This is a genomic window from Mycobacterium sp. (assembly GCF_032159775.1).
In the GTDB taxonomy this organism is placed as follows: domain Bacteria; phylum Actinomycetota; class Actinomycetes; order Mycobacteriales; family Mycobacteriaceae; genus Mycobacterium.
Window position 1 is genome coordinate 1 of record NZ_JAVHWK010000203.1, and the last position, 23,539, is coordinate 23,539.

Genomic DNA, 23,539 nt, shown 5'->3' on the forward strand with positions numbered 1-23,539 from the left:
TGGGCGTGCATCGTTGCCTCGGCTCGCACCTGGCGCGGATGGAGATGCAAGTGCTCTACGAGGAGTGGCACAAGCGAATTCCGGACTATCACATCACGCCGGGCACGACAGCGCGGGTGCACTGGCCTCGCGGAACAGTTGGCCTTGATTCACTCCATCTGACCATCCAGGCCGGTGGTGCCACGTGAGGGTAACCATCGATTCCGGCAAATGTATGGGACACGGCATGTGTTACTCCTTGGCGCCCAGCGTCTTTACTGACGATGAGGAGGGTTACGGCCACGTGGTCGGAGACGGTGAAGTGCCGCCCGCGCACACAGACGAAGCACGCAACGGCGCCGCGAACTGCCCCGAGGGTGCGATCACCGTCGACGGATAGCTCAGCGACCTGCGCGGAGAAGCCGGTGTCGGACACCGCTTTTCGAATAGATCTCGGCGAGGAACTGTTCGACGGCCACTGCGGCGTGCGCAGCACGGGCCGAACCGAAGATGTCGAAGGAATGTTGGGCCATCGGTAGCTCGGCATACACGACGGGCGCAACGCTGACCTCACGCAACCGGCGTGTGAACGCCCGTGCCTGCTCGACAGGTATGAACGAGTCGTTGCGACCGTGCAGCACGAAGAACGGCGGAGCATCGGAACCGGCATGCGTGATCGGTGAGGCAGCCGCATACACCGCCGGAAAATCTTCGCGCGATTGCTTGACGACCAACCGCTCGAGAAACGGCACCATCATCGGGTGCAGTGCGCTGTCGCTGCGGGTGAAGTCATACACGCCGTAGAACGGAACGGCCGCCTGCACGGCGGTGTCCACGTCCTCGAATCCCGGCTGAAGGGTGGCTTCGTTGGCCGTCAGAGCGGCCAGCGCGCTCAGATGCCCACCTGCCGATCCACCGGTGATGGCGACAAAGTCCGGGTCGCCGCCGTAACCGGCCACATGCTCTTTCACCCAGGCAATCGCGCGCTTGACGTCGACGATGTGGTCGGGCCAGGTGCTTCTCGGGCTCAACCGGTAGTTGATCGACACGCAAATCCAACCAAGCTCCGTGAGGTGGCTCATCAGCGGATGTGCCTGCCCGCGTTTGTTGCCCGTCGCCCAGGCGCCACCCGGAACCTGAATCAGCACCGGCGCGCGGCCATTCCTGTCAAGATCTTGCCTGCGCCAAATGTCCAGATGATTGGCCGGGCCGTGATCGCCGTACGGGATGTCCCCGTCATGTGCGTAGTCGCGGTGAATGCGCATCATTCGAACCAGGCCGGGCCGTTTCGCAGTTCCCGCGCGATGCTCGGGCGCTCGCCACAGCCCTTTCGAGTCGAAACGGCGATCGGCGCCCAGAGCCGCGTCCAGTGCCGCTGTCAAAGAATCGTCTGCGCGATGGCCGATCTGGTTGAGGCCAACCAGACCCAACCACGACGCCGCCGACGTCAGAACCGCTATCTGCCTGCCTCGCGGCGACAGCCGGCGCGCAACAAGCGCAAGGGCGGTCGCCTGCACGGCAATCGTCTGTAGCGGCAACTCGGTCACCAACAGGCCTACGACATAGGCCACGACGGACGGATAGCCGTTCTTCGCCAGTGGCCGATAGCCGTTGACGGAGGCCGCAACGCCGAGCAAGGACCAAGCGGCCGCAGCCAGTCGCTTCATCGTGTCACCCGCCTTCGCCTGACCCCAGAAGCATGTAACCATATAACTGTTTTGAGGCACTGGTTGGACCTCGGCGGGGAGACCGATCTAACATTAGTGTCACTTATCGGGAGGCGGTGATCGCGTGGCAGCGGATCGACTGGTGGTGTGCGCCAGCCACAGCCCCGGCAAGGAACGCGACGTCGACAAGGCGTTCGGGCTCGAGTTCCGCTCGGCTCTCGCGCGGGCCGCCGATGACGTGCGCGCTTTCGATCCCGCCGTCGTGATCGTTTTCGGCGGAGATCACCGGCGCGCCTTTCGTCATGTGGTGCCGACCTTCGGCGTGGCGCTGTCCGCTTCGATCATCGCGGAGGGACCTCATCCCGCCGGCGACCTGACCGTCCCGTCGGCCATGGCCCGCAGTTTGTGCGAGCACTTGCTCAGCGAAGACTTCGACGTTGCGGTGTGTCGCGACGTTGAACTGGATCATGCTTTCGCACAGCCGATCCGGGATCTGTTGGGGACATTGGATGCCAAGCCTGTCATTCCGGTCGCGGTGAATTGCGCGACAGCCCCGCTACCTACCGGTCGGCGAGTCGCCGATTTCGGCGCGGCGGTCGGGCGATTTCTCGACTCGATCGATCAGCGTGTGCTGGTGATCGGCACCGGCGGACTATCGCATTCACCACCAAGCCTGGAAGTCGACACCTACCAACTTGACGACGACGAGCGTGCCCGGATCATCAGCGCCGGAATGGCTGATGCGCGCAGCAAGATTCGTCCGGACTGGGATGGCGAGGTGTTGCAGGCGATCTCGACCTGGGACGCGGCAGCGCTGATTCGACTCGTGGATTGCGCGCACACGCGGGCAGGCGCAGGTGCCAACGAGGTCAGGACCTGGGTCGCTGCTGGTGCAGCGGGCGGCGGCAGGCCGGTCAGGCCTCTGGCCTACGAGCCGGTTCCGGAATGGATCACAGGGATGGCTGTCGCCACCTCCGCGAGTCTCGTTTAGCTGGCAACCACGTCGTCTCTGTGCTGGCACCGGCGCTAGGGCGCGTGACCGAAGAACCCGCGCTTGATGAAGCTGATCAAGAGATCAAGGACGCCGTCGTGGTCAATGGGCTCGGGAAGATCCTCAGCGGCCTGCGGCACTCGCGTTACGAGGGCCCGCAGAATCAGCGCGGCCACGACCGGATCGAATGGGTAAGGACCCTGTCGACTCGTCAGCATCTTGGCAGCGCCGATGTCCATAAGGACCTGGCCGTTCTCCCCTATCGCGACGACTGTGGAATCATCGGCGGTCCCTTCGGCCCACGCGTCGATGCAGCCCGAGTAACGGTCGTAAAACTCGACATACGTGGCTACCCAGCTCCGCAGGACAGGCTCGTCGTCGAGCGGGTCGACACGGGCGATCCGTTCCGCGAACGCCCGTCCGGCCTCGTAGATCTCGGCGCCGATAGCGCTGAGCAAATCCTGTTTGTCGCTGAAGTACTTGTAGAACGTGCCGCGTGCGACGTCGGCCGCCTCGACGACGTCATCGACGCTTGTGCTGCGATATCCGCGCGCACGAAACTGGGCTGCCCCCGCGTCGGCCAGCGCGGTGACCGTGCTGATCGCCCGTTTGCTCAGGTTGGCGGTGCGGTCGGTGATCGACAAGCCGCTGATGTCAGGCGTAGGCGGCACCTCGATCGCATCGACATCCGCGGCCTGATCCGTGCTCGCGTGCAGATTCAAGGAGTTCAGCACCGAGGGCGGGGTGTTCGGGAAGAGCGCCAGCTGGAGGAACACCGACAACGTGTCCACCGTCGCCTTGGGAGTTCGGCCATAGGCGCGATCGGTGTGCACGAACAGATTGATTCGGTGCACCAGCGCCGTCATCGTCATCGCGGCGACCTCGGGATCGAGTCCGCTCACGCCTGATGCGGCCAGCCGCTCGGCGATGCGATGGTTGTAACTGCGGACGAAGGACGTGATCTGCGGGCGCACCTTGGTGTCCGACGTCGCGATCGCCGTCCACTGAACGAACATGGTGGAGTACTTCTCGAATACCCAACTCCACTCGCCCAGCCACCAGTTCAGATTGTCGAAGCCGACCTCGTCGGGCCCAAGCGGACCGATCCGTCGGGCCACTCGGAACAGCGCGCTGCCACACTCGTTGAGCAGCTCAAGGAAGATCTCGTCCTTGCCGTGGAAGTACTGGTAAAGCGTCGCGCGCGAGACACCGGCCGCCTTCGAGATGGCGTCGACGGACGTGTCGAAGTAGCCGAGCCGACCGAACAGCTCAAGCGATACCTCGGTGATCCGGCTTCTCGTGCTGGCGCCGCGGGCGCCGATCGCGGGGCTGGACGGGCCGTAACTCGCGCGGCGGACGATCGACGCTTCGGACATGGTCTATTCAGCCTATGACTGATCCGGGCTGCCCGCGTCACGCTCAGGTGCATTTCGCGGGACGAGGAACTCCGCAGTGCCGCTGACTGCCGCGCCGCCCGTCTGCCGAGTAGCGGTCAGTTCGACGGTGAGCCGGTCGAAGCCCGACTCCTCGGACAGCGCGGTAACGGTTCCCGAGCAGGTCAGGACGTCACCCGGCCAGACCTGTTCGCGGAATCTGACTCCGAAACGACGCACGTTGCCCGCGCCGAGCCAGTCGGTCGCGAACCCCGCCAGCAGCGCTGCGGAGAACATGCCCTGGGCGAAGACCGAGGGATAGCCCGCCGAGCGCGCGAGTTCGTCGTCGTAGTGCATAGGGTTCATATCGCCGGACGCCCCGGCGTAGCGGACAAACATCTGCCGGGTCAGCGGCCCGAACTCGCGCGGCGGTGCTGCTGCTCCGACGTGCAGGGCAGTCGTCGACGTCACTGCTCTGCCGCCCTCTCGATCAAAGTGGCCTTCGCCTCGGCAACCAATATTCCTGCGCTATCGCGGTATTCGGTGACCACGGTGGCGAAGCGCATGGTGCCCCCGCGCTTGCCGGGCTTTTCGAACCGATCGACTATTCGTTCGTGCGCGGTGAGGACGTCTCCTGCGCGGGGCAGGTCGCCGTGGAAGGTGTACTCCTGTTCTCCGTGCAGGAGGCGCTTGCGGTCAAAGCCCACGTTCACCCGGACCCCGGCGGGCGCCCAGCGGGCGGCGGTTGTCAGAAACGTCGGCGGGATGATCGCGGCCGGCCCACGATAGGCGGGCTCGTCGGACAACATCGCCTCGGCGAACTCGGCGATCTTGCCCCGCTCCACGACGACTTCCCATGGCTGTCCCGCGCGCCGATCGGTGTCGCTGTCCGGCGATGCAGTCATAGTGACCAATAGTGTCAGAAAAATCCCAGCAGGGAAACCCAGAGACCACTTCGGCACATATGAGCTGCTTGTCCAAAGATGACATTAATGCCAGAATCGGTGCTCATGGTCGAGTTGGCGGCAAGCTACGTAGCGGGCAAGTGGGTGACCGGAACACACTCCGAGACAATCGCCGTCACGTCACCGACCACCGGCGATCTATTGGGCACTGTGGGTGTCGCCGGCCGCGACGAGGTGGACAGCGCCGTGGCGGCCGCGCGCGACGCGCTGCCCGTATGGGGGCGGGTCTCCCCGCGCGACCGCGGCGCCGCGCTGGGTCGGCTGGCCGACGCGCTGACCGCCCGCAAGGGCGAACTTGCCGATCTGGCGACCGCCGAGATCGGATCCCCCCGATCGTGGAGCACCTTCGGACAGGTCATCACCGCGACCGGTGTGCTGCGCGCCTACGCGGCCCTCACTCCTGACTACAGGTTCTCCGTAGAGCGTCCCTCGATGACTGGAGGCACCGTGCACGTACGCCAGGTACCTGTGGGCGTAGTCGGTGCGATCGTGCCGTGGAACACCCCGTTGTTCATCGCCGCCCTCAAGCTCGGCCCCGCACTTGCCGCGGGCTGCACGGCGGTGCTCAAACCCGCGCCTGATGCGCCACTGGAATTCGGCGTGCTGACGGAGGCGATCGAAGAAGCCGGGATCCCCGATGGTGTGGTCAATGTCGTCAACGGCGGCGCCGCGACGGGTGAACTCCTGACCGAACATCCCGGCGTGGACAAGGTCAGCTTCACCGGGTCGACGCCGGTGGGGGCGCGGATCGCCGCGTCGTGCGGATCCCGCATCCGCCGCTGCAGCACCGAACTCGGCGGCAAGTCGGCGGCCATCGTGCTAGGCGACGCGTCGCTGGACGATACGGTGCCCGGACTGGTCGGTGGCGTCATGGGCAACAACGGCCAGCTCTGCGCGGCATTGACGCGGATCCTGTTGCCCCGCAGCCGGTACGACGAGTTCGTGGCCGCGCTGAGCACCGCGGTCGCTGCGCTGACCGTCGGCGATCCCGCCGATCGGTCCACCGATATCGGTCCCGTCATCAATGAGGCGGCGCGCGACAGGGTCGAGGGGTTCCTGTCGCGCGCGCGAGACGACGGCGCCACGGTGCTGACCGGCGGCGAGCGACCCGCACGGCCGGGTTGGTTCATCACCCCTGCCCTTGTCGAAGCCACCAACGACATGGAGATTGCGCGCGAGGAAGTCTTCGGTCCGGTCGCGGTCGTCATCGCCTACGACGACCAGGGCACCGACGACGCGGCCGACGCGGTGCGCATCGCCAACGACTCCCGCTACGGCCTGGTCGGGGCGGTGTGGTCAGCCGACGAGGAGCGCGCAGCGGCGGTCGCTGCACAGCTGCAGGTGGGTACCGTGGCCGTGAACTCGACCGCCGTACTGGACTTCGGCAGCCCGTTCGGCGGCTTCAAGCAATCCGGCATCGGCCGCGAGGGCGGCCCAGAAGGCATTGCCGGCTTCATCGAACATCAGGCCATCATCCGGTGAGGCCGGAAGGGACGAGCGCATGAGCATGCAGACGCAGGCAGCAGTTCTGTGGGAACGCAACACACCGTGGACGATCGAAACCGTCGACCTCGACGCGCCGAAGGCGACCGAGGTTCTGGTAGAACTGCACGCCTCGGGCATGTGCCACTCCGACGACCATCTCGTCACCGGCGATATGCCCATCGCGCTGCCGTGCATCGGCGGCCACGAGGGTGCGGGGGTGGTGAAGGCCGTCGGCGATCACGTTTCGTGGCTGGCGCCCGGCGACCACGTCGTGTTCAGCTTCATTCCGTCGTGCGGCCGCTGCCCGTCGTGTTCGACCGGCCATCAGAGCCTGTGCGATCTCGGCGCAAAGATCTACTCCGGCATGCAGATTCACGATGGCAGTTCCCGCCACCACATCGGGGATCGCGACCTCGCGTTGGCTTGCGGCGTCGGTTCGTTCGCGCACCACACCGTGGTGCACGAGGCAAGCTGCGTGAAGATCCCGGAGCACTATCGGCTCGACCTCGCCTGCTTGCTCGGCTGCGGCTTCATCACCGGATGGGGTTCGTCTGTCTATGCGGCCGAAGTACGACCCGGGGACACCGTGGTGGTGGCAGGCGTCGGCGGCATCGGCGCCGCCGCGGTCCAGGGTGCGCGCCTCGCCGGAGCCCGCACCATCACCGTCATCGATCCGTCGGAGTACAAGCGCGACGAAGCCATGAAGATGGGGGCAACGCACACCGCGGCGGATTGGAAGGAAGCCAAAGACGTTGTCGCCGAAGCCACCTGGAATCGAGGCGCAGACAAGTTCATCTGTGCGATGGGGGTTGGCGACGGCCAGTTGGTCGGCCAGGCTCTGGCGATGACCGCCAAACGGGGCAAGTTGGTCGTCACCAACATCCACCCGATGCTGGAACGGGAGATCCGAGCTAACCTGATGGACCTCACCCTGACCGAGAAACAGATAATCGGAACGCTCTACGGGTCGGGTAACCCACGCGCCGACATACCGAAGATTCTCGAGCTGTACAGCTCGGGCCAGGTGGATCTCGATTCCATGGTGACCCGAACTTACCCGCTGGAGAAGGTCAATGAGGGCTACGCAGACATGCACGCGGGTGCCAACATCCGTGGCGTGCTGCTCTATCCGCCCGCCGAGACGTCACTCGACTGACGCAGAGCTCTACACCGCGAGCGGCGACTTCGGCGCCACGGTCGCGCCACGACCGACGCCGGTCAGGTGGTAGGCCCCCACTGCGTGACCGAAGACGTGAACGAGCCCCCGAGTTTGGCGAGTATCCAGGGCGGCAGACGTTTTGGCATGGGCAGTGGCACCGGGCGGGCACCGCGAGCTTCGAGCAGGGCTTCATATGCGGCAGTGTCGCCACTGAACGGCTGGCCCTCGCCCGCGATGAAACCGTAAAGTTCACAGCCCTCCGGACCCGCCTCCCAAGGTCCGAACACGTCACCCCACTCGAGCATGATGTGCGTGCCTGCGCGTGCGACGACGTCACCGCAACGGATTTCACCGGCCAGGATGAAATTGCTGTGATCGCCGGTATGGCCGTGCTGAGAGGAGATGGCGCCCGGATCCCACTTGTTCCAGAAAGCGAAGTATCGCGGCGACAGCTCGATCCACTTCTCCCATATCGACGCCGTACGGCCATCGGCGAACTCATAGCGCAGCATCTCCTCGGCCGGCACGTCATCGAGATGCTTGATCGACGGCCCACCCCTCACCGGGCACGTCCCTTCACTCGCGGGTACATCGACTGCCTCACTGCACGTTTCACGGCTGGACGGTCTCCCAACCGCCACCCTCGGCGGAGCGGTGTGCGGCGTCGATCACCGCGAGTGACAGCAGACCGTCGGAGAAGGTCGCTGCCGTGGTCGGAGCCCCATCGAATGCCGGCAACCAGTCCTGCAGCATCAGCGCCATCGCCCTGCTCGCATGTCCCGCGAGCCCGCCGGGCAACCGCTCGGGGTGCGCAGGTTCGCGTTCGTCGACCGTCAGCGGGCTCAACCCATCGTCAGTGGCGGCGCCCAAACGATAGGCCGCAGACCGCAAGTCGCCCTCGCCGATGATCGATCCGTCAGAACCGAAAAGCTCGAGGCGGTAGTGATCGGCATGGGCTCCCATTACCGAGAGGCTGAGGATGACGGTCACCCCGGACTCCATCCGCATCAGCAGCGCCGCGGTGTCGTCTGCCGTGACGTTCAGGGTCCCACCGTCGGGCAGTTCGCGGACGGGCTCGCTGGTGCGGACCTCCGCGCACACCGACACAGGGCGACCGAGCAGGCTGCACAGGAAGTCGAGGTCGTGCACCAGCATGCCCGCCAGATATCCACCGCCCTGCTCGCGGTCGTACATCCAGTGAGCCTGCAGCGAACGGCTCGGATGCCAATACGACGCGCTGCGGCTCACTCGGGCCACGTACTGCGTGCCAAGGAAGCCGGAACGGACCCGGTCGGCAACGGCCAACCAGTCCGGATTCCACCGGTTCTCGAAACAGCACGCGGTGGGCACATTCGCTTCGGTGGCCGCGCGCACCATCTCACGTGCCGCGTCCAGATCACCGGCGAGCGGCTTCTCGCACAACACCGGCTTACCGGCCGCCAGCGCAGCCAACGTCATGTCGCGATGAAGGACGGTTGGCGTCGCGACGGAGATGACGTCGAGGTCGTCACGGGTCACGAACGATTGCCAGTCGGTGGACGTCTGTTCGATGCCGAGCTTGGTGGCCGTCCGCTCGAGCCGTTCGGGTGTGCGCGCACAGAGCGCGACGGGCTCAAAGCCCTTGGCCGCCCGGAAACCGGGCACTTGCACGTGCGCACCCCAGCCGACCCCGATGATGCCGACCCGCAACGTCATGTGCCCTCCTCGGTTGACGACATTTGGTGACACTAATGTTAGATAGGTGTCAAGTTCAAGAGTGCAATGCCCCCACAATGAAGAATAGCGGCCTGTAACCCGGCATTGCCTAAAAGTGACATAAGTGCCAGAATCGAGAGTCGTGAGCGCGATCGACCTAGACGAGCAGCAGTTCGCACCCCTGATCGACCTGCAATGGTGGCAGGAACACCCGGCCGACCGGACGGAGCTCTACCGCCGCCTTCGCGCCGCTGGCGGGCCAGTCTTCGTCCGCACCAGCCGACCGGGGTCACCGCGCGTTCGCGGCTTCTGGGCGGTCGGCACACACCGCGACGTCACAGACATCAGCCGCCGCCCCGAGGAATTCAGCTCCGGGCAGGGCACCCAGATCTTCGACCAGACCGCGGAGATGCGCGAGTACCGCGGATCCATCATCGACATGGACGATCCCGAGCACATGCGGTTGCGCAAGATCGTCTCGCGCGGTTTCACCCCGCGCATTTTGTCCGAACTCCGCGGACTGGTGGCGGAGACCACCGCAGAAATCCTCGATGAGATGCCGCGTTCCGGCGTCTGCGACTTCGTCTCCGCGTTCGCCACCCTGCTGCCGCTGCGCATCATCGACAACATGCTTGGGGTGCCGCGTGAGCACGAGCAATTCATCCTGCGCGCCACCAACGTCGTCCTGGGCGCCTCGGATCCCGAGTATGTCCCCGACCAGACCGTCGCGGGCATCGAAGCAGCGGTGACCGCAACCAGCGAACAACTCATCGACCTGCTCAAGGGAATCGCAGAGGATCGCATCGCCACGCCCCGCGATGACGTGATCAGCAAGCTCGTCAACTCCGACGAGGAGAATCTGACCCCGCGGGAACTGGCGAAATTCTTCATACTGCTGATCGGTGCGGGCAACGAGACCACCCGCAACGCGCTCAGCCATGGGCTGCTGATCCTCAGCGCCCACCCCGACCAGCGTGACCGTTTGCTGGAAAACTACGAAGAATTGGCGCCGACCGCGGTCGAGGAAATACTCCGCTTCGCGAGCCCGGTGATCCACATGCGCCGAACCGTGACACGAGACGGCGTCACGCTGACAAACGCGCACGGGGAGGTCACCCACACCTTCAACGCGGGCGAGAAGGTGGTGCTCTGGTATCCCGCCGCGAACCGCGACCCAGCGGTGTTCAAGGATCCCGAGACCTTCGATATCGCCCGGAAACCCAACAACCACATCGCTTTCGGCGGCCCCGGCCCGCACTACTGCCTGGGCGCCCATCTGGCTCGCCTCGAGCTCAACGTGGCCATCCAGATGCTCTATGCGCGCTACCCGGACATCGCGGCGACGGGCGAACCCGTCATGCTGAGATCGAACTTCGTCAACGGCATCAAACACCTCGAGGCCACCTACACACCATGACTACACAGGCAGCAGTCCTGTCCGACGTCGCCGACGGCGTCATGACGATCACCCTGAACCGACCGGAAGTTGCCAATGCAGTCCGGCCCGACGACCGCGACGCGGTCATCGCGTTGTTGGCCGCAGCCGATGCCGACGAGAAGGTGCGCGTGGTTGTCCTGCGCGCCAACGGCAAGTACTTCTGCTCCGGCGCCGACGTCGGCGCGCTGGCCGATCGACGTACCCAAGGTCAGAAGCGAGTGCTGGATCCGACCCGCCGAATCATGAACGGCGCACAGAAGCTGGTCGCCAGCGTCCTCGACTGCAACAAACCCGTGATTGCCGCGGTGCACGGCGCAGCGACAGGGCTCGGAGCGCACGTCGTCTACGCCTCCGACCTGGTCATCGCTACCGAAAACGCCTACTTCGCCGAGTCTTTCGTCAAGCGTGGCCTCGTGGTGGACGGCGGCGGCTGCTATCTCCTACCCCGCCGCATCGGCATGCAGAAGGCAAAGGAAATGGCCTTCTTCGGTGAAAGGCTCTCGGCTGCAGAGGCATTGGCCCTGGGCCTGGTGAATCGGGTGGTGAGTCCCGACGAGCTCGACGCTGCGGTCGCCGACCTCGCCGGTCGGCTGGCGGAGGCGCCGACGTCGGCGATCGCGTTCACCAAGCGGCTGCTCAACGACTCCCCCGACACCGATCGATCCGGCGCATTCGTCGCCGAGGCGATGGCCCAGGAGATCCAGTCCTACGCGCACGACTCCAAAGAGGGCGTGGCGGCCTTCATGGAGAAGCGCCCGACCGAGTTCACCGGGTGGTGACGGTGGCGCGCGCGGACATTCCGACGATCGACGCGGCGAGCGCGCCGTACTGGAACGCGGCGCGCGAAGGCCGCCTGCTGATCGCCAAATGCGAGTCGTGCGGGCGGGTGCACCATTATCCGCGGCCGTTCTGTCCGCACTGCTGGAGCGAGGACGTGCGGCCGGTGCAGGCCAGCGGAAGCGGGACCCTCTATACGTTTTCGACGGTTCACGTCAATGATCTTGCGCCGTTCAAGGAGCGCCTTCCTTACGTTGCGGCGATCGTCGAACTCGACGAGGGGCCGCGGCTGATGACGACGATCGAAGGCGTGGAGCCCGACGGGCTTCGGATCGGAATGACGGTGACAGCCACATTCCGTCCCGTCGATGACACCGATCCCGAAAGCCCCTACCTGACCGTCTTCACCCCTAGCGAGGAGAGTTCATGACCGGCCTACTCGATGGCAGGGTTGCCCTGGTCACCGGAGCTGGCCACGGCATCGGCCGCGGCCACGCGCTCGAACTGGCCAAGCACGGCGCCACCGTGATCATCAACGACCTGGGCACCAGCCTGTCCGGCGAGGGCACCGGCAAGGTGGCCGACGAGGTGGTGGCGATCATCGAAAGCCGCGGCGGGAAAGCGCTTTCCGACTTCAGCGACGTCGGGGACGAGGAGCAGGTCGAACTCGCCGTCGAGCGTGCCTATTCGCAGCTGGGCAGGCTGGATATCGTTGTGAACAACGCAGGCATCGTCCGCGACAAGGCCATCTGGAACATGACCGTCGACGACTTCGACCTGGTGATGCGGGTGCACGTCCGAGGCAGTTGGCTCACCAGCCGCGCAGTTGCCCGCAAATGGCGTGCGGAATCCAAGGAGTCCGGCGGAAAGGTCTACGGCCGCATCATCAACACCACCTCCGGAGCGGGTCTGCACGGCCACTTCGGGCAGACGAACTACAGCGCCGCCAAGGCTGCGATCGTGGGACTGACTCAGACCCTGAGCCTGGAGTTGGCGTCGATCGGTGCCACAGTGAACGCGATCAGTCCGGGCGGCCGCACCCGGATGTCGGCATCCATGCCGGGGGCGGCCGCGGCCATCGAACCCGACGAACGCCCCGAGGACGAGTTCGATCCCAAGGATCCGTCGCTGGGCTCACCGGTGGTGGCATGGCTGGCCAGCCCGGAAGCCGGCCACGTCAGCGGCCAGGTTATCCGCGCCATGGGCGAGCATCTGCAGCTGCTCAAAGGCTGGCATCCGGTCGCATCGGTGTCCAACGGCCAGAAACGCTGGGACGCAGAGAAACTCGGCGCGATCATGGCGACAGACGTGTTCGGCACCCGCAATGCCGGGCTACGGCTGGGAGGCTGACCTACGATGGCAGACGTCAAGGAAGTCGAGCGGGAATTCCGGCGCTACTTCATGACTGGTCCGGTGCTCGAGGACTGGGACGCGTGGGCGCATCTGTTCACCGACGACGCGACCTACTTCGACCACTTCTACGGCACGTTCACCGGTCCCGAGGAAATCACCAAATTCCTCGAGGGAACGATGGGCGCCGCACCCCAGGTCTACAGCCCACTGGTCTGGTACGTCGTCGATGGGACGCGGGTCGCCTACAAGGTGTTCAACCGCGCCGACAATCCGCAACCCGGCGCACCGCCCATCGACTTCCCGTCCTACCAGTTCATCTCCTACGCCGGTGAGGGGAAGTGGCGCTCCGAGGAGGATGTCTGGGTGCTCGCCGAGATGAAGCAGTTCGCGAAGCGCTACGCTGCGGCCGCCAACGAACACCCGCAGACGTTGCAACAGAGACTGCGGCGCGAGGACTGGGGACCGTGGGTGGACTGGGCACGTCCGGGACCCGGACATCGAGCCGACCCGTCATGGCTTGGCAGGGAGGGCTTCACGCCGTTCTCCGGTATTCACGACATCGACTTCGGCGTCCGTTCGCACTGAGGTCAACCGAACAGGTAGAGCCCGGACAGCACAGTCCACAGCCCGAGGCAATACCCCTCGAACACCACGCGCAACGGTATTGGCGCAGTCCGCAGTTCCATGAAGTCCAGCCCGATGAGCCGGACCTTGACCGCCGCAATCGCCAGCACGGCAACCACCATCACCGATCCCGTGCCGTGGTCGGCACCGAGCGCGTAGGACACCACGGTCGCCACGATGAGTATCAGCCACGACAATCCCGCACGCTTGTTCACGCAGGCGAGAGGAGAAAGAGCAGGCATCAGGCCACCAGGTACAGCAACGGGAACAGCACGACCCACAGCAGGTCGACGAGATGCCAGAAACATGCCCCACCCTCGACGACCGCCATTCGGGTCTCGCCGAGTTGGGGGCGCCGGGTCTGATTCAGCAGGAAGGTCAGCACCGCAATGCCAACGCAGACATGAAACAGGTGCACGCCGGTGAGGATGAAGTAGTAGAGATAGAAGTGGTTCGCTCCCACGCCGTGTCCGCCGGACACCAGGGAGCTGTACTCGTACACTTTGAGCGCAGCGAACGCTGCGCCGCAGCCCATTGCCCCCACAACGGCCGAGCGCGCCGTGGGGCGCTCGCCGGACCGTAGCGCTCCGAGCGCGACGACGACGAACAGTGAACTCGTCAGCAGCAGCAGCGTATTGGTGAGCCCAATCCCGAGGTGCAGCGTCCTGCGCGCGACGTCGAAGACGTCGGGCGCCTTGTCCCGCTCGACCATGAAGGTCACGAAGAAAACTCCGAAAACCAACATGTCGCCGAACAGGAAGACCCACGTGCCGGTTTCACCGGGGACCCGTCTCACCGGCGCCTCAACGGACGCGCGCGCGCTCAGCGTCACGACGCCGCGACGGTCAACAACTCTGCCGCCTGCTGCTCCGCCTTGATCGACTTGAGCAGAACCACAGTCACCGCGACCATCCAGACGGAGAACGCCACCAACGGAATCCAGAAGGCGAACACGCCGTTCCAGGCCAGCGGCCCGTCGTTGAAGATCACGACCGCCCCGCCTGGGAGCGCGAGGAGCGCATACCAGGCGTTCAAGTAGCCGAACCAACGCGGAAACGTCCCCGGTTGGGTGTGGTCGATGAACGACGCCGTGGTGAGCACGAGGGCTTGGACCACCAGCGTTCCGACGATGCCGATGAACATCAGCCAGAACACGTCGCTGAGCGCCTGGGTAATCTGCGGATCCCGTTCCTCCGGACGGAAGGCTGCGGCTGCCAACACCATCATCGGGAAGAGGAAGCCTGGCACGAAGATGACCCCGGCGAAGATCTGGGTCACCGAGAGCACCCCCCATTTGCCCTCGGCGCGACGCACCCGCACACAGATCGTGGCCAGCCACGGTAGTGCCACGCAAGCGGCAAGCATGCTGAAGGCGAGGCCTACCCGCACCCGCAGCTTGTTGGTGACGAGGAAATCGGCGATGCTCTGGGCGCTGGCAGTCGGCGACAGCGGCGGAATCAGCCCTGCGATCAGCATGAAGAAGAGGAAGAACATGGCGAGCATGGCGATGCCGCCCCACGCGGCGATGCGCTGAAGTTTGAGATCCATTCTCGGATCGTAGGACTAATCCGCTCAATGTTTAACTGATTCATCCATTTGAGCGGGCGGGGGGAACAGCGCGCCGAGTTTGTCGGGTGTGCTGCCGTGCAGCACCAATTCGTCGGCGCCCGCCTCGCGGTACCGTTCGAACACCTCGTGACAGGACCGCGCCGGTCCGATCGCCGCGGACTCTGCGGTCCACGACACGGGCAACGCCGACGCCACTTCGGCGAGTTCGTCACGGGTGAGCACGGAGTCCGCCGCGCCCCGGATTCCGACGAGCAACGAATGGGATCGCAACTGCGTCAACGGTTCAGGGTCCCACCCGTTGACCGCGGCCAGCCTCTCTCCGAAGCCGGGAATCTGGTAGTAGGTCACCGCCCGCGCCCCAACCACGGCCAACTCATCCTCTGCGGGAAGCTCGCACGCCACTACGACGGTGGCATATACGCGCACGCCGCCCGCCGGCCGGCCCGCCGCGCGTTCAGCGTCGCGCACGCGCTCCACTGATCGCCGGACCGCGGCGGGCGTGAGGAACGGATGTAGCAGTACACCGTCGAAGTGTCGGGCCGCCAACGCGAGGCCCTTGGGGCCGATCGCCGCGAAAACCAGAGGGGGCACCGACTGGTCGGGGACGTCATTGAGCCGCAGCGACGGATATCTGCCCGCCGGCCCGTCGTAGCGCACCTTCTCACCACGACACAGTCGGCGGAAGATGTCGACATGGTCGACGATCGAGGCGTTGGTGGATCGCGGGAGCCCCACTGCCGCCCACATGGCGTCGACCGACCGTCCCACGCCCAGCATGAACCGCCCGCCGGAGAGCGCCTGAGCCGTCATCGCCAGCGATGCCAGCAGTGCGGGATGACGCGACTGCAGATGCGTGATACCCGAGGCGATTTGGACATTCGAGGTGACCTGGCTGACTGCGCCCGCGATCACTCCGAGGTCCTTGGTACCCCATCGCTCGCTGAGCCACACCGTGCGCAGGCCGAATTGCTCCGCCGCCTGCGCCTGGCCGATCACGGCGCCGGGATCGACGACGCGTCCGGGAAGCACGTAGGCGCCGAGGTCGACACCGCTGCGCCGATGGTCCTCCATGCGGCTATTCTGACAGTAGTGTTCAGGTTTTGAAAGGATGCTGATGCCGTACACATCGGCGCGCGGCGACATCGGCGACCGGGTCGGTCAGGTGCTGCACACCTGGCTGCCCCCCAAGGTGACACCCGCGCGGGCGACGACGTTCGAGATCTCCGAGTTCACCGCGCCACCGGCCGGTTACTCGGGCAAGACGGTGTTCTTCACCGCCACCTGGACCGACGGGGCAGGCACGCAGCACGCAGAAGAGCTCGTCTTGCGCACACAGGCCGACGATCACCAGCTGTTCACCGTGCCCGACGCCCCGCGGCAGGCTGAGGTGATGCGACGACTCGGCGCACACGGAATCCGCGTTCCGGAAATCGTCGGCATCGAACGCGACCCCAAGATTCTCGGGTCGGAGTTCTACGTGATGCGACGAGTGCGGGGCCGAACGCCGTCGGACGTGCCGAGCTGGCACAAACGCGGCTGGACGGTCGACCTCTCCTCAGATGAGCGAGGACAATTGTGCGACAACGGCTTACGCGCACTGGTTGACGTGCACCGCCTCGGCGGCACCGACGTGATGCGGTTCGTTTCGGACGGCGACCCGAGCCGCACGGCGATGCAGCGCTATCTCGACAAGCTCGAACGCTGGTACGACTGGTGCCGGCCCGATCTGGTGGTGGGCAAGAACACACTCGCTCGGGCGCTGCAGGTGATCCAAGGCTCCGCGCCGGCCACCGACGCCGAGACGGTGGTCTGGGGCGACGCACGCGTCGGGAATATGTGTTTCGGTGACGACCTGTCAGTCGTCGCGCTGTTCGACTGGGAGACGGCCTGCACCGGGCCGCCGGACATCGACGTCGGCTGGTGGCTGATGTTCGAGCGCTTTCTGTGCGAGGCGCTGGGGTTCACCCGCTTGCCCGGTATCCCCGACGACGACGAATTCGTCAGGCGCTACCTGGAATTCGGCGGCACGTTGACCGGCGACATCGCCTATTACCAACTGGTGGCGGCGTTCGTGCTGTCGTTGATCAACAATCGGCTCGTCCGGCTGCTGGTGCGCGACGGGTTGGACACCACGACGGCTATGAGCTATCCGCGGACGTCGGTCGCGCTGGTCGAGCAGTACCTCGAACTGCTCTGACCGCAACGTGTCAGGGTTCGAATCGACACGTCATTGCGGCGTCTCTCCAGCCGCCGAGTCGATGTCGTCGAGCGCGAGCGGACCGTCGCGAATGACGGACCCCAACAATCCGAGATCGACCCCCGCCTCGCCGGCGGCATCACGGCAGGCCGCGACGTCCTTGCGCAAGAACGGTCCGGCGAGTTCGGTGAACCGTTGCATCCCGCCGATGCGATGAGCGTGTGCCGCCGCATGACTTCCCGCGCTGCAGACCTGCAGGGTGGACAACAGGACGTCCGGCGCGACACCCAGCTGCGCGCCCAACTCGGTAGCGGAAGCCAACAGTTGAGCGTTCGCGGCGAACAGCACATTGTTGATGAGCTTGAGCGCCAAAGCACTGCCCAGTGCGCCTGTCGCCACAACGGGATCGGCGTAAGCGGTCAAAATCGGTGTCACGGTTGCGACGGCGTCGCCCGGTCCGCCGACCAGCACGGTCAAAGTGCCCGCTTCGATGTCGTCCCGGGTACCGCTGACGGGCGCATCGAGAACGACTGTGCCAGAGGAAGAATGGTCCCGCATTTCCTCGAGGGTCGTCACCGTACCGGTGGTGTGGGACACGAACACCGAACCGGGCTTCGCATTGGCGATGAAACCGTTCGGCCCGAGCCCGGTCTCACGTAGCTGCGCATCGGAGAACAGGCATGAGATGAGAACATCGCTGGCCCGTGCCAAGTTGGCCACAGAATCGGCCAACACCGCGCCTTTGTCCTGCAATCGGCGGCGGGCGTCCTTTCGCCGGGCATAGACCAGCACATCGTGGCCGGCCCCGAGCAAGCGCTCGACCATCGGTTCCCCGAGTTGTCCCGCGCCGAGAAATCCGACGATGCCGGACATGTTCGAGCTCCTCAGCTGTTAGTCGGTCGCGCTGTTGGTGTGAATGCGGGCCTGGCGTAGGCCTTCCTGCGGATCGTCGACGTCCACGTCCCACTCGCCGCACGAGCACGTGCAACGGAAGTGACCATTGACGGGCAGTATTGCCTGACCGTCGCAGTCTCCACCTGTATTGGCGATGCTGGTGAGGAATTCCAGCGGCTTCTCGTGCAGCGCACTGTCGTCGGACACGGCGTCACTCCTTACACAGATGTTTGATCGACGCGGAAGATCGGGAGCAGCCAACCGTCGGCGATGGGCGTGAAGTCCACGCGCAGCGACATCCCAATGGAAACCTCGGCGGGTGCGACGTCCACGACGTTGGATACCAGTCGCGCCCCCGGCGCGTCGGGCAGGTCGAGCACCGCGGGCACCAGCACGAGGTCGGGCATGCCAGGGAATCCGTGCACGACCGCGAAGCTGTACACCGTTGCCGCACCGCCGAGTTCGACCCACTTCACAGCCTTTGACTGGCAGTTGGGACAGAACGGTGTTGGCGGCAGGCGGAACGTCTGGCAGTCCGCGCACTGCGGTGCGACGAGGCGACGCTCCTTGGCGGCCTGCCAGAAGGGCTCGGTGTCCTTGTTGACCGCTATCCGGACGTGTTCACCGGGGATGGTCGTGGCCAGCACCGTCGTGGAGGCGCTCATGCTGTCCGCCCCAAGATGAGACCGCTGACAGGCAGGCTCGCGGGACCACCTGTGACCAAGGCCAATTCGGCGTCCTTCACTTGATTGATGGCGGTACCACGCATTTGCTCGACGCCCTCGACGATGTGAGTCATTCCGATGATGTAGGCCTCCGACAGTTGCCCTCCGTGGGTGTTGACCGGGATGCTGCCGCCGTCGAAACGGATGGCCCCGCTTTCGACGAAGGCGCCACCCTCTCCCTTCCCACAGAACCCGTAGTCCTCGAGTTGCATCAGCACCATCGGCGAGAAGTGGTCGTACAGCAGCGCCACGTCGATGTCCGCTGCGCCAATGCCCGCCTGCTCGTAGAGTCGCTTGGCGATGGGTGCGTTGCCCGAGGAGGCGAAGTATTCGTCGGGCATGCCCATCCACGCGAACGCCCTGCCCCAGTCGCGGACGCCGCCGTGCGCCGCGGCGACCACGGGTACCGGCGGGTGCTTGAGATCCCTGGCTCGATCCATGCTGGTGGTGATCACCGCGACGGCGCCGTCGGTTTCCTGGCAGAAGTCATACAGACACAACGGTTCTGCGATCATCCGGGCGTTGAAGTAGTCGTCCAGCGTCAGCGGCTGGCGGTGCATGGCCTTGGGGCGGTTCAACGCGTTGGTCCGCGTCGACAGCGCTACTTCGGCGAACGCTTCACGGCGGGTGCCGTACAAGTGCATGTGACGGCGGGCCAGAACCGACATCAGCTGGCCCGGCCCGGACAGGCCCGACGGCTGCAGAAAAGAGTTGATCGGATCTGGGTCCATTGCCGAGAACACCGACCCCAGTCGCTGCTTTGCTTGCTGCAACGCCATCACCGTGACGACCACAGAGGCGTCGCCCGCAACGATTGCGGCACGCGCCAGCCCGACCGCGCCAGCCGACCCGCCTCCGCCGGACGTCAGCGCCGCGGTGAACCGAATCTCTGGAATACCAAGCGTCTCAACGAAGTCAGCGGTGTCCATCTTCTCGGTGTAGCCCGCGCTGGCACCAGAGTAGTAGGCGAAGCCGTCGATGTCGGTGACGGGGATGCCGGCGTCCTCGCACGCGGCGAGGATGGCTTCCCCGGCCAGCTCGGTGATCGACTTCGGCAGCGAACCGCCGCGCTTGTAGTAGTCGGTGGCGCCGACGCCGACGATGGCGACGTCGCGCAACCCCGATGTATTCGGCACGCGCGTTAGAACTTCTCGGCCGGGATCGGCGGCACGTCCGGGAACAACTCGTAGAACGTGCCCTGGGTGATGCGCAACCTGGTCTCGTCGCTCACCCCGTCGAACAATCCCTTGAGGGTGTCCTGTGTGTGCCCGAAGGTGCCCTCCATGTGCGGGTAGTCGCTGCCGAACATGACGTTCTTGTAGCCCATGTGGTCGAACGCGGCGACAGCGGTCTCGTCGTGCTGGAACGACGCGTACACCTGGTGATAGAGAATCTCCTTGGGGCTGCGGCTGAGCTTGGGGCGCACGGCCATATGGTGCTGGCGGTAACCCTCGAGCAGGCGGTCGCCCAGGAACGGCACCCACGTCGCCCCGCCCTCGGAGATCAGCACCTTGAGGTCGGGATGGCGGTCGAGCGCACCGGAGGCGACCATCTTCATGGCCGCGCGCTGACCGGAGAACGTCGTCTCCGTGTAGTTCATGATCGCGCCGCCCGGTCCGCGGTACACCTGCCCTGCGCCACCCGACGCGCCGCCGACGGTCATGTCGACTGGGTCGGTGCCGATGTGGAACGCGATCACGATGCCGGCCTCCTCGGCGGCCGCCCAGAACGGCTCCCACTCCTTGCGGTGCCAGTCGGGCGCACTCGGGTGGGGGGTGGTCGGCAGGAAGACCGCCTTGAAGCCCTGTCCCGCAGCCCAGTGCAGCTCCTCGATCGCGTCGTCGACGACCAGGGTCGACACCTGCGCGGTCACCACGTAACGCGGCGACACTGCACAGATCTCCTCGAGCGCCCATTCGTTGCTGGCGCGCATGCACGCCTTTAGCAGTTCTGGAGTGCGGAAGGTCGATCCCCACATGCCCAGCGAGGGGAAGATCACCTCGCCCCAAACGCCCTCTTTGTCCAGGTCGCCGAGTCGAGCCTTCGCGTCGCGGATGCCCTGCGGCTTCATGCTCTCCTCGATGAAGGCTGCCATCGCCGACGATGGCAACTTGCGCCGGAAGATCTGCCCGTCGACGGAGACGGTCTCGTACTCCCCGTCGGGATCCTTCTCCGCGCGCGGGGTCAGCTCGGCGAGTCGCTTGGGCAACCGTGACTGCCACAGGTCGTCGGGCTCCAGAAAGTGGGAGTCTCCCGAGTTCGTCCAGATCATGCTCATTGGTCCTCCGTGGCTCCGAGTCGCTGCTCCTGATGATGCCAGCCTGGGACACCGAAGTCCAGGATTTTTAATGCTTCTGCATTATTATGCTGTGAGTGGGCGTTCCCACCGGTAGAACTGTGGCGGACAGGCGGAGAGTGCAATGACCGAACGGGGTGCGGACACCTTCGCCGCCGCGCGGCGTCGTAACGCTTCGGGTGAATCCACCCGGGTGATGCTTATGGAGGTTGCCGAACGGCTGTTCGCCACCCGTGGCATCGAGGCGGTGACGCTGCGCGAGATCCAGCAGGCCGCAGGGCAGTCCAACACGTCGGTGATCAGGTACTACTTCGGATCCCGCGACGGACTCATCCGTGCGCTTGTCTCCTACCGCCAGGCGTCACTCGCAGCCGATCGACGGGCGATGCTCGCGACGATGCGCGAGCAGGGCAAGGAAGCAGACCCGCGCGCAGTGGTGTGGCTGCTGGTGCGGCCGTTGGCCAACAGCATCGCCGGAGGTGAAATGTTTGTGCCGTTCCTTGCCCGGCTGAGCGAGGATCCGCGGGCGCGCACCCACTACTGGCCAGATCATGTCGACGACGAATGGACGCAGGAACAGTTGGAGGAACTCGTCGACGCCGCGCTGCAGGACCTGCCCGAGCGCATCCGGCGCGGTCGGACGTTCCAGCTGTATATCAGCTTGATCAACGTGCTGGCTGCGTCCGCCCGCTCCGGCCACGGACTGAGCGAGGCGCAGCTACACAACTACGTGGACACGTGGGTAGGCATGTTGACCGCACCGGTGTCGTACGAGACTCGAGCATTGATCGCTGCCGACGACTCCTGACCGGTCAGCTGGGGCCGCCGATCACAGCCTTCTTCCGCATATCGGCGATGGCATCGTCGTCGAGTCCGAGCTCTCGTAGCACGGCATCGGTGTGCTGACCGATCGTGCAGCCCGCCTCGGCCCTCGTCCGCGACCTCGAGAATCGGCACAACGGGGCGAGCCGTCGATGCCTGTCGAAGATGGGGCTGACCGCCTCGACTGCGTAGCCGGCCTCGAAGTACGGGTCCGTCTGAAGCACCAATTCGGAATTGGCCTCCACAACCTCGACGCATCCGACGTCCTGCGCGGTCAATTCGCGCTCCCATTCCAACGTGGTTTTGGTGGCGAACACGGGTGTCAGCGCAGCGATCAGATCGTCGTCGTGCGCGGCGCGGGCGTCGGCGTCGGCGAAGCGCTCGTCGGCGTCCAGGTCGACATACGGCGACATGGCCTTGGCCAGTGCGGGCCATTCACGCGGCAGCGGCGCGGCGAGGAAGACGTAGCCGTCGGCCGCGCAGTACATCCGGTACAGCGCATTCATCCCGAAGAACTGGTCGTCGGCGGCCTGGTTCGCCGGCCGCGACGCGTAGCTGGCGTTGTAGGGAATCATCGCCTGCTGAACGGTGCCGAGCATGGTGGTGACCAATCGTGTGAGCGTCCGGCCCCGCCGCTTGGCGTACAACGCGACCAGCAGCGCTGAAGCGACGCCGTGCGCGGCGATGCCGTCGGACTGCACGGCGGGGACGGTTCCACCGGCGTGCAGTTGAACCGCCCTCCGGTGAAGGTCGTCCAGGTCGGCGGGCGGATCGCCCGAATCATGGCTGTCGATCAGCGCGAGGCCGGACGCCGCCCCGACGGACGGGGCGTAGGCCGCGCGGTGTGCGAACGGGCCGTCGAGCCCGTAGCCCGACGTCGTCACGAAGGCCAGATCGGGATTGACCGCGCGCAGCGACGCCTCGTCGATCTTCGCCCGCTCGGCCGCCTTCCCGCGGAAGCACTGGAGCACGATGTCGGCTCGTCGTGCGAGCTCGTGAACCAGATCAAGCCCCTCGGGCTTCGTGAAGTCGATGGCGACGCTTTCCTTGCCTTGCAGCACCTTTCCGCCGCCGGCCTCCGGGAACGCGACCAGGTTTCTGATGTTGTCCCCTTCGAGCGGCTCGACCTTGATGACGCGGGCCCCAAGGTCGGCCAAGAGCGTCGCGCCGTACGGGCCCGCGAACATGCTGCCGAACTCGAGCACCGTCACGTCCTTCAGTGGCGGGTCGGCGGGCGCGACGCCATCGGGAGTGGTCATGGAGTCAAGCGAATCCGCGACGATCAGGGCATCGTTGTGCTCACCGAGCCGTGGGGCTGGTCGCAGCTTCGTCAGCGGCTTGCCCTCGGCGTGAATGAGGGTCGACGGCTGCCGCACCGGGCCGAGCTGGGGGTCGGTCACAGTGACGGACCGTCCCTCGTGGGCGGTTTGGGGGTGGTTCAGCGAATCCTCCGGAGTCCGGAACAGCTCGCCGCTGAGATCGAGGTTCTCCTCCATGGCCTGCTGCCACTCGGCGAGGGTGCGGGCCCCC

The 23,539-nt window shown here is 65.5% G+C and carries 27 protein-coding genes and 1 pseudogene; 12 read left to right on the forward strand and 16 right to left on the reverse strand.

The genetic code is table 11. The annotated features are described in order from the left end of the window. Together QOJ24_RS25875 and QOJ24_RS25880 are read left to right on the forward strand one after the other, a co-directional pair. Positions 1-188 (forward strand): annotated as a pseudogene (locus QOJ24_RS25875) (cytochrome P450); the annotation flags it as partial. Next, positions 185-379, forward strand: a complete 195-nt coding sequence (locus QOJ24_RS25880; RefSeq protein ID WP_526266334.1) for a ferredoxin — start codon at positions 185-187, stop codon at positions 377-379. The pseudogene QOJ24_RS25875 and the gene QOJ24_RS25880, both read left to right, overlap by 4 nt. A gap of 1 nt (position 380) precedes the next feature. Here QOJ24_RS25880 and QOJ24_RS25885 read toward each other — a convergent pair whose 3' ends face one another. Continuing rightward, positions 381-1,646 carry an alpha/beta hydrolase gene (locus tag QOJ24_RS25885; RefSeq protein ID WP_526266336.1) on the reverse strand — a complete coding sequence of 422 codons (1,266 nt, stop codon included), beginning with the start codon at positions 1,644-1,646 and terminating at the stop codon, positions 381-383. Positions 1,647-1,770: 124 nt separating this feature from the next. Here QOJ24_RS25885 and QOJ24_RS25890 point away from each other — a divergent pair, with 124 nt between their 5' ends. Continuing rightward, on the forward strand, positions 1,771-2,637 hold the full coding sequence (locus tag QOJ24_RS25890) for a 3-carboxyethylcatechol 2,3-dioxygenase (protein ID WP_526266337.1): 867 nt from the start codon (positions 1,771-1,773) through the stop codon (positions 2,635-2,637). Positions 2,638-2,672: 35 nt separating this feature from the next. On the opposite strand, the gene QOJ24_RS25895 is transcribed toward QOJ24_RS25890, so the two are convergent. The 3 genes from QOJ24_RS25895 to QOJ24_RS25905 are packed head-to-tail and all read right to left on the reverse strand — an operon-like array spanning position 2,673 to position 4,915. Then, positions 2,673-4,013, reverse strand: a complete 1,341-nt coding sequence (locus QOJ24_RS25895; protein WP_526266338.1) for a TetR/AcrR family transcriptional regulator — start codon at positions 4,011-4,013, stop codon at positions 2,673-2,675. Between the two features lie 12 nt (positions 4,014-4,025). Next, complete coding sequence (locus QOJ24_RS25900; protein ID WP_526266340.1) at positions 4,026-4,481, reverse strand: MaoC/PaaZ C-terminal domain-containing protein; 456 nt, start codon at positions 4,479-4,481, stop codon at positions 4,026-4,028. Beyond that, positions 4,478-4,915 (reverse strand): FAS1-like dehydratase domain-containing protein, encoded by a 438-nt coding sequence (locus QOJ24_RS25905; protein ID WP_526266342.1) that lies wholly within the window; start codon positions 4,913-4,915, stop codon positions 4,478-4,480. Before QOJ24_RS25905 ends, QOJ24_RS25900 begins: the two co-directional genes overlap by 4 nt. Positions 4,916-4,993: 78 nt before the next feature. Here QOJ24_RS25905 and QOJ24_RS25910 point away from each other — a divergent pair, with 78 nt between their 5' ends. Together QOJ24_RS25910 and QOJ24_RS25915 are read left to right on the forward strand one after the other, a co-directional pair. After that, positions 4,994-6,457, forward strand: coding sequence for an aldehyde dehydrogenase (locus QOJ24_RS25910; RefSeq protein ID WP_526266344.1), 1,464 nt, complete (start codon positions 4,994-4,996; stop codon positions 6,455-6,457). Positions 6,458-6,482: 25 nt separating this feature from the next. Next, positions 6,483-7,616: a Zn-dependent alcohol dehydrogenase gene (locus QOJ24_RS25915; RefSeq protein WP_526266377.1), complete on the forward strand. Its 1,134-nt coding sequence runs from the start codon at positions 6,483-6,485 to the stop codon at positions 7,614-7,616. Positions 7,617-7,678: 62 nt separating this feature from the next. On the opposite strand, the gene QOJ24_RS25920 is transcribed toward QOJ24_RS25915, so the two are convergent. Continuing rightward, positions 7,679-8,182: a cupin domain-containing protein gene (locus QOJ24_RS25920; RefSeq protein ID WP_526266345.1), complete on the reverse strand. Its 504-nt coding sequence runs from the start codon at positions 8,180-8,182 to the stop codon at positions 7,679-7,681. A gap of 49 nt (positions 8,183-8,231) precedes the next feature. Further along, positions 8,232-9,314 (reverse strand): Gfo/Idh/MocA family protein, encoded by a 1,083-nt coding sequence (locus QOJ24_RS25925; protein ID WP_526266347.1) that lies wholly within the window; start codon positions 9,312-9,314, stop codon positions 8,232-8,234. 142 nt (positions 9,315-9,456) lie between these two features. Here QOJ24_RS25925 and QOJ24_RS25930 point away from each other — a divergent pair, with 142 nt between their 5' ends. Genes QOJ24_RS25930 through QOJ24_RS25950 form a run of 5 tightly spaced genes read left to right on the forward strand, consistent with a single transcriptional unit; the run spans position 9,457 to position 13,467 of the window. Continuing rightward, the gene (locus QOJ24_RS25930; protein WP_526266349.1) at positions 9,457-10,731 is read left to right on the forward strand and encodes a cytochrome P450; all 1,275 of its coding nucleotides are present in this window, start codon (positions 9,457-9,459) and stop codon (positions 10,729-10,731) included. Further along, positions 10,728-11,531, forward strand: coding sequence for an enoyl-CoA hydratase/isomerase family protein (locus QOJ24_RS25935; RefSeq protein ID WP_526266350.1), 804 nt, complete (start codon positions 10,728-10,730; stop codon positions 11,529-11,531). Before QOJ24_RS25930 ends, QOJ24_RS25935 begins: the two co-directional genes overlap by 4 nt. Next, entirely contained in the window at positions 11,525-11,959 is a 435-nt protein-coding gene (locus QOJ24_RS25940) for a Zn-ribbon domain-containing OB-fold protein (RefSeq protein ID WP_526266352.1), read from the forward strand. The genes QOJ24_RS25935 and QOJ24_RS25940 overlap by 7 nt, the downstream gene beginning before the upstream one ends. Continuing rightward, a complete protein-coding gene (locus QOJ24_RS25945) occupies positions 11,956-12,879 on the forward strand; it encodes an SDR family NAD(P)-dependent oxidoreductase (protein WP_526266354.1) in 924 nt (307 codons plus the stop codon). The genes QOJ24_RS25940 and QOJ24_RS25945 overlap by 4 nt, the downstream gene beginning before the upstream one ends. A gap of 6 nt (positions 12,880-12,885) precedes the next feature. Then, positions 12,886-13,467, forward strand: a complete 582-nt coding sequence (locus tag QOJ24_RS25950) for a nuclear transport factor 2 family protein (RefSeq protein WP_526266356.1) — start codon at positions 12,886-12,888, stop codon at positions 13,465-13,467. 2 nt (positions 13,468-13,469) lie between these two features. Here the strand turns inward: QOJ24_RS25950 and QOJ24_RS25955 are convergent, their stop codons facing one another. The 4 genes from QOJ24_RS25955 to QOJ24_RS25970 all read right to left on the reverse strand — a co-directional run bounded on the left by QOJ24_RS25955 (position 13,470) and on the right by QOJ24_RS25970 (position 16,146). Continuing rightward, a complete protein-coding gene (locus QOJ24_RS25955; RefSeq protein ID WP_526266358.1) occupies positions 13,470-13,721 on the reverse strand; it encodes a cytochrome C oxidase subunit IV family protein in 252 nt (83 codons plus the stop codon). A 26-nt stretch (positions 13,722-13,747) separates the two neighbouring features. Beyond that, positions 13,748-14,251 carry a cytochrome c oxidase subunit 3 gene (locus QOJ24_RS25960; protein WP_526266379.1) on the reverse strand — a complete coding sequence of 168 codons (504 nt, stop codon included), beginning with the start codon at positions 14,249-14,251 and terminating at the stop codon, positions 13,748-13,750. An 83-nt stretch (positions 14,252-14,334) separates the two neighbouring features. After that, entirely contained in the window at positions 14,335-15,054 is a 720-nt protein-coding gene (locus QOJ24_RS25965) for a hypothetical protein (RefSeq protein ID WP_526266360.1), read from the reverse strand. 24 nt (positions 15,055-15,078) lie between these two features. After that, positions 15,079-16,146, reverse strand: a complete 1,068-nt coding sequence (locus tag QOJ24_RS25970) for a TIGR03857 family LLM class F420-dependent oxidoreductase (RefSeq protein WP_526266361.1) — start codon at positions 16,144-16,146, stop codon at positions 15,079-15,081. A gap of 43 nt (positions 16,147-16,189) precedes the next feature. Here QOJ24_RS25970 and QOJ24_RS25975 point away from each other — a divergent pair, with 43 nt between their 5' ends. Beyond that, positions 16,190-17,272, forward strand: a complete 1,083-nt coding sequence (locus QOJ24_RS25975) for a phosphotransferase family protein (RefSeq protein WP_526266363.1) — start codon at positions 16,190-16,192, stop codon at positions 17,270-17,272. A 30-nt stretch (positions 17,273-17,302) separates the two neighbouring features. Here the strand turns inward: QOJ24_RS25975 and QOJ24_RS25980 are convergent, their stop codons facing one another. The 5 genes from QOJ24_RS25980 to QOJ24_RS26000 are packed head-to-tail and all read right to left on the reverse strand — an operon-like array spanning position 17,303 to position 21,169. After that, on the reverse strand, positions 17,303-18,145 hold the full coding sequence (locus QOJ24_RS25980; protein ID WP_526266364.1) for an NAD(P)-dependent oxidoreductase: 843 nt from the start codon (positions 18,143-18,145) through the stop codon (positions 17,303-17,305). An 18-nt stretch (positions 18,146-18,163) separates the two neighbouring features. Continuing rightward, positions 18,164-18,373, reverse strand: coding sequence for a hypothetical protein (locus tag QOJ24_RS25985; RefSeq protein WP_526266365.1), 210 nt, complete (start codon positions 18,371-18,373; stop codon positions 18,164-18,166). An 11-nt stretch (positions 18,374-18,384) separates the two neighbouring features. Beyond that, a complete protein-coding gene (locus QOJ24_RS25990) occupies positions 18,385-18,831 on the reverse strand; it encodes a Zn-ribbon domain-containing OB-fold protein (RefSeq protein WP_526266367.1) in 447 nt (148 codons plus the stop codon). Beyond that, positions 18,828-20,027 carry a thiolase family protein gene (locus tag QOJ24_RS25995; protein WP_526266369.1) on the reverse strand — a complete coding sequence of 400 codons (1,200 nt, stop codon included), beginning with the start codon at positions 20,025-20,027 and terminating at the stop codon, positions 18,828-18,830. The genes QOJ24_RS25990 and QOJ24_RS25995 overlap by 4 nt, the downstream gene beginning before the upstream one ends. A gap of 5 nt (positions 20,028-20,032) precedes the next feature. Then, positions 20,033-21,169, reverse strand: coding sequence for an amidohydrolase family protein (locus tag QOJ24_RS26000; RefSeq protein ID WP_526266371.1), 1,137 nt, complete (start codon positions 21,167-21,169; stop codon positions 20,033-20,035). 142 nt (positions 21,170-21,311) lie between these two features. Between QOJ24_RS26000 and QOJ24_RS26005 the strand changes: the two genes are divergently transcribed. Further along, a complete protein-coding gene (locus tag QOJ24_RS26005) occupies positions 21,312-21,995 on the forward strand; it encodes a TetR/AcrR family transcriptional regulator (RefSeq protein WP_526266373.1) in 684 nt (227 codons plus the stop codon). A 4-nt stretch (positions 21,996-21,999) separates the two neighbouring features. Here QOJ24_RS26005 and QOJ24_RS26010 read toward each other — a convergent pair. After that, positions 22,000-23,539, reverse strand: a 1,540-nt coding sequence (locus tag QOJ24_RS26010) for a CaiB/BaiF CoA transferase family protein (RefSeq protein ID WP_526266375.1), incomplete at its 5' end; no start/stop codon positions are given.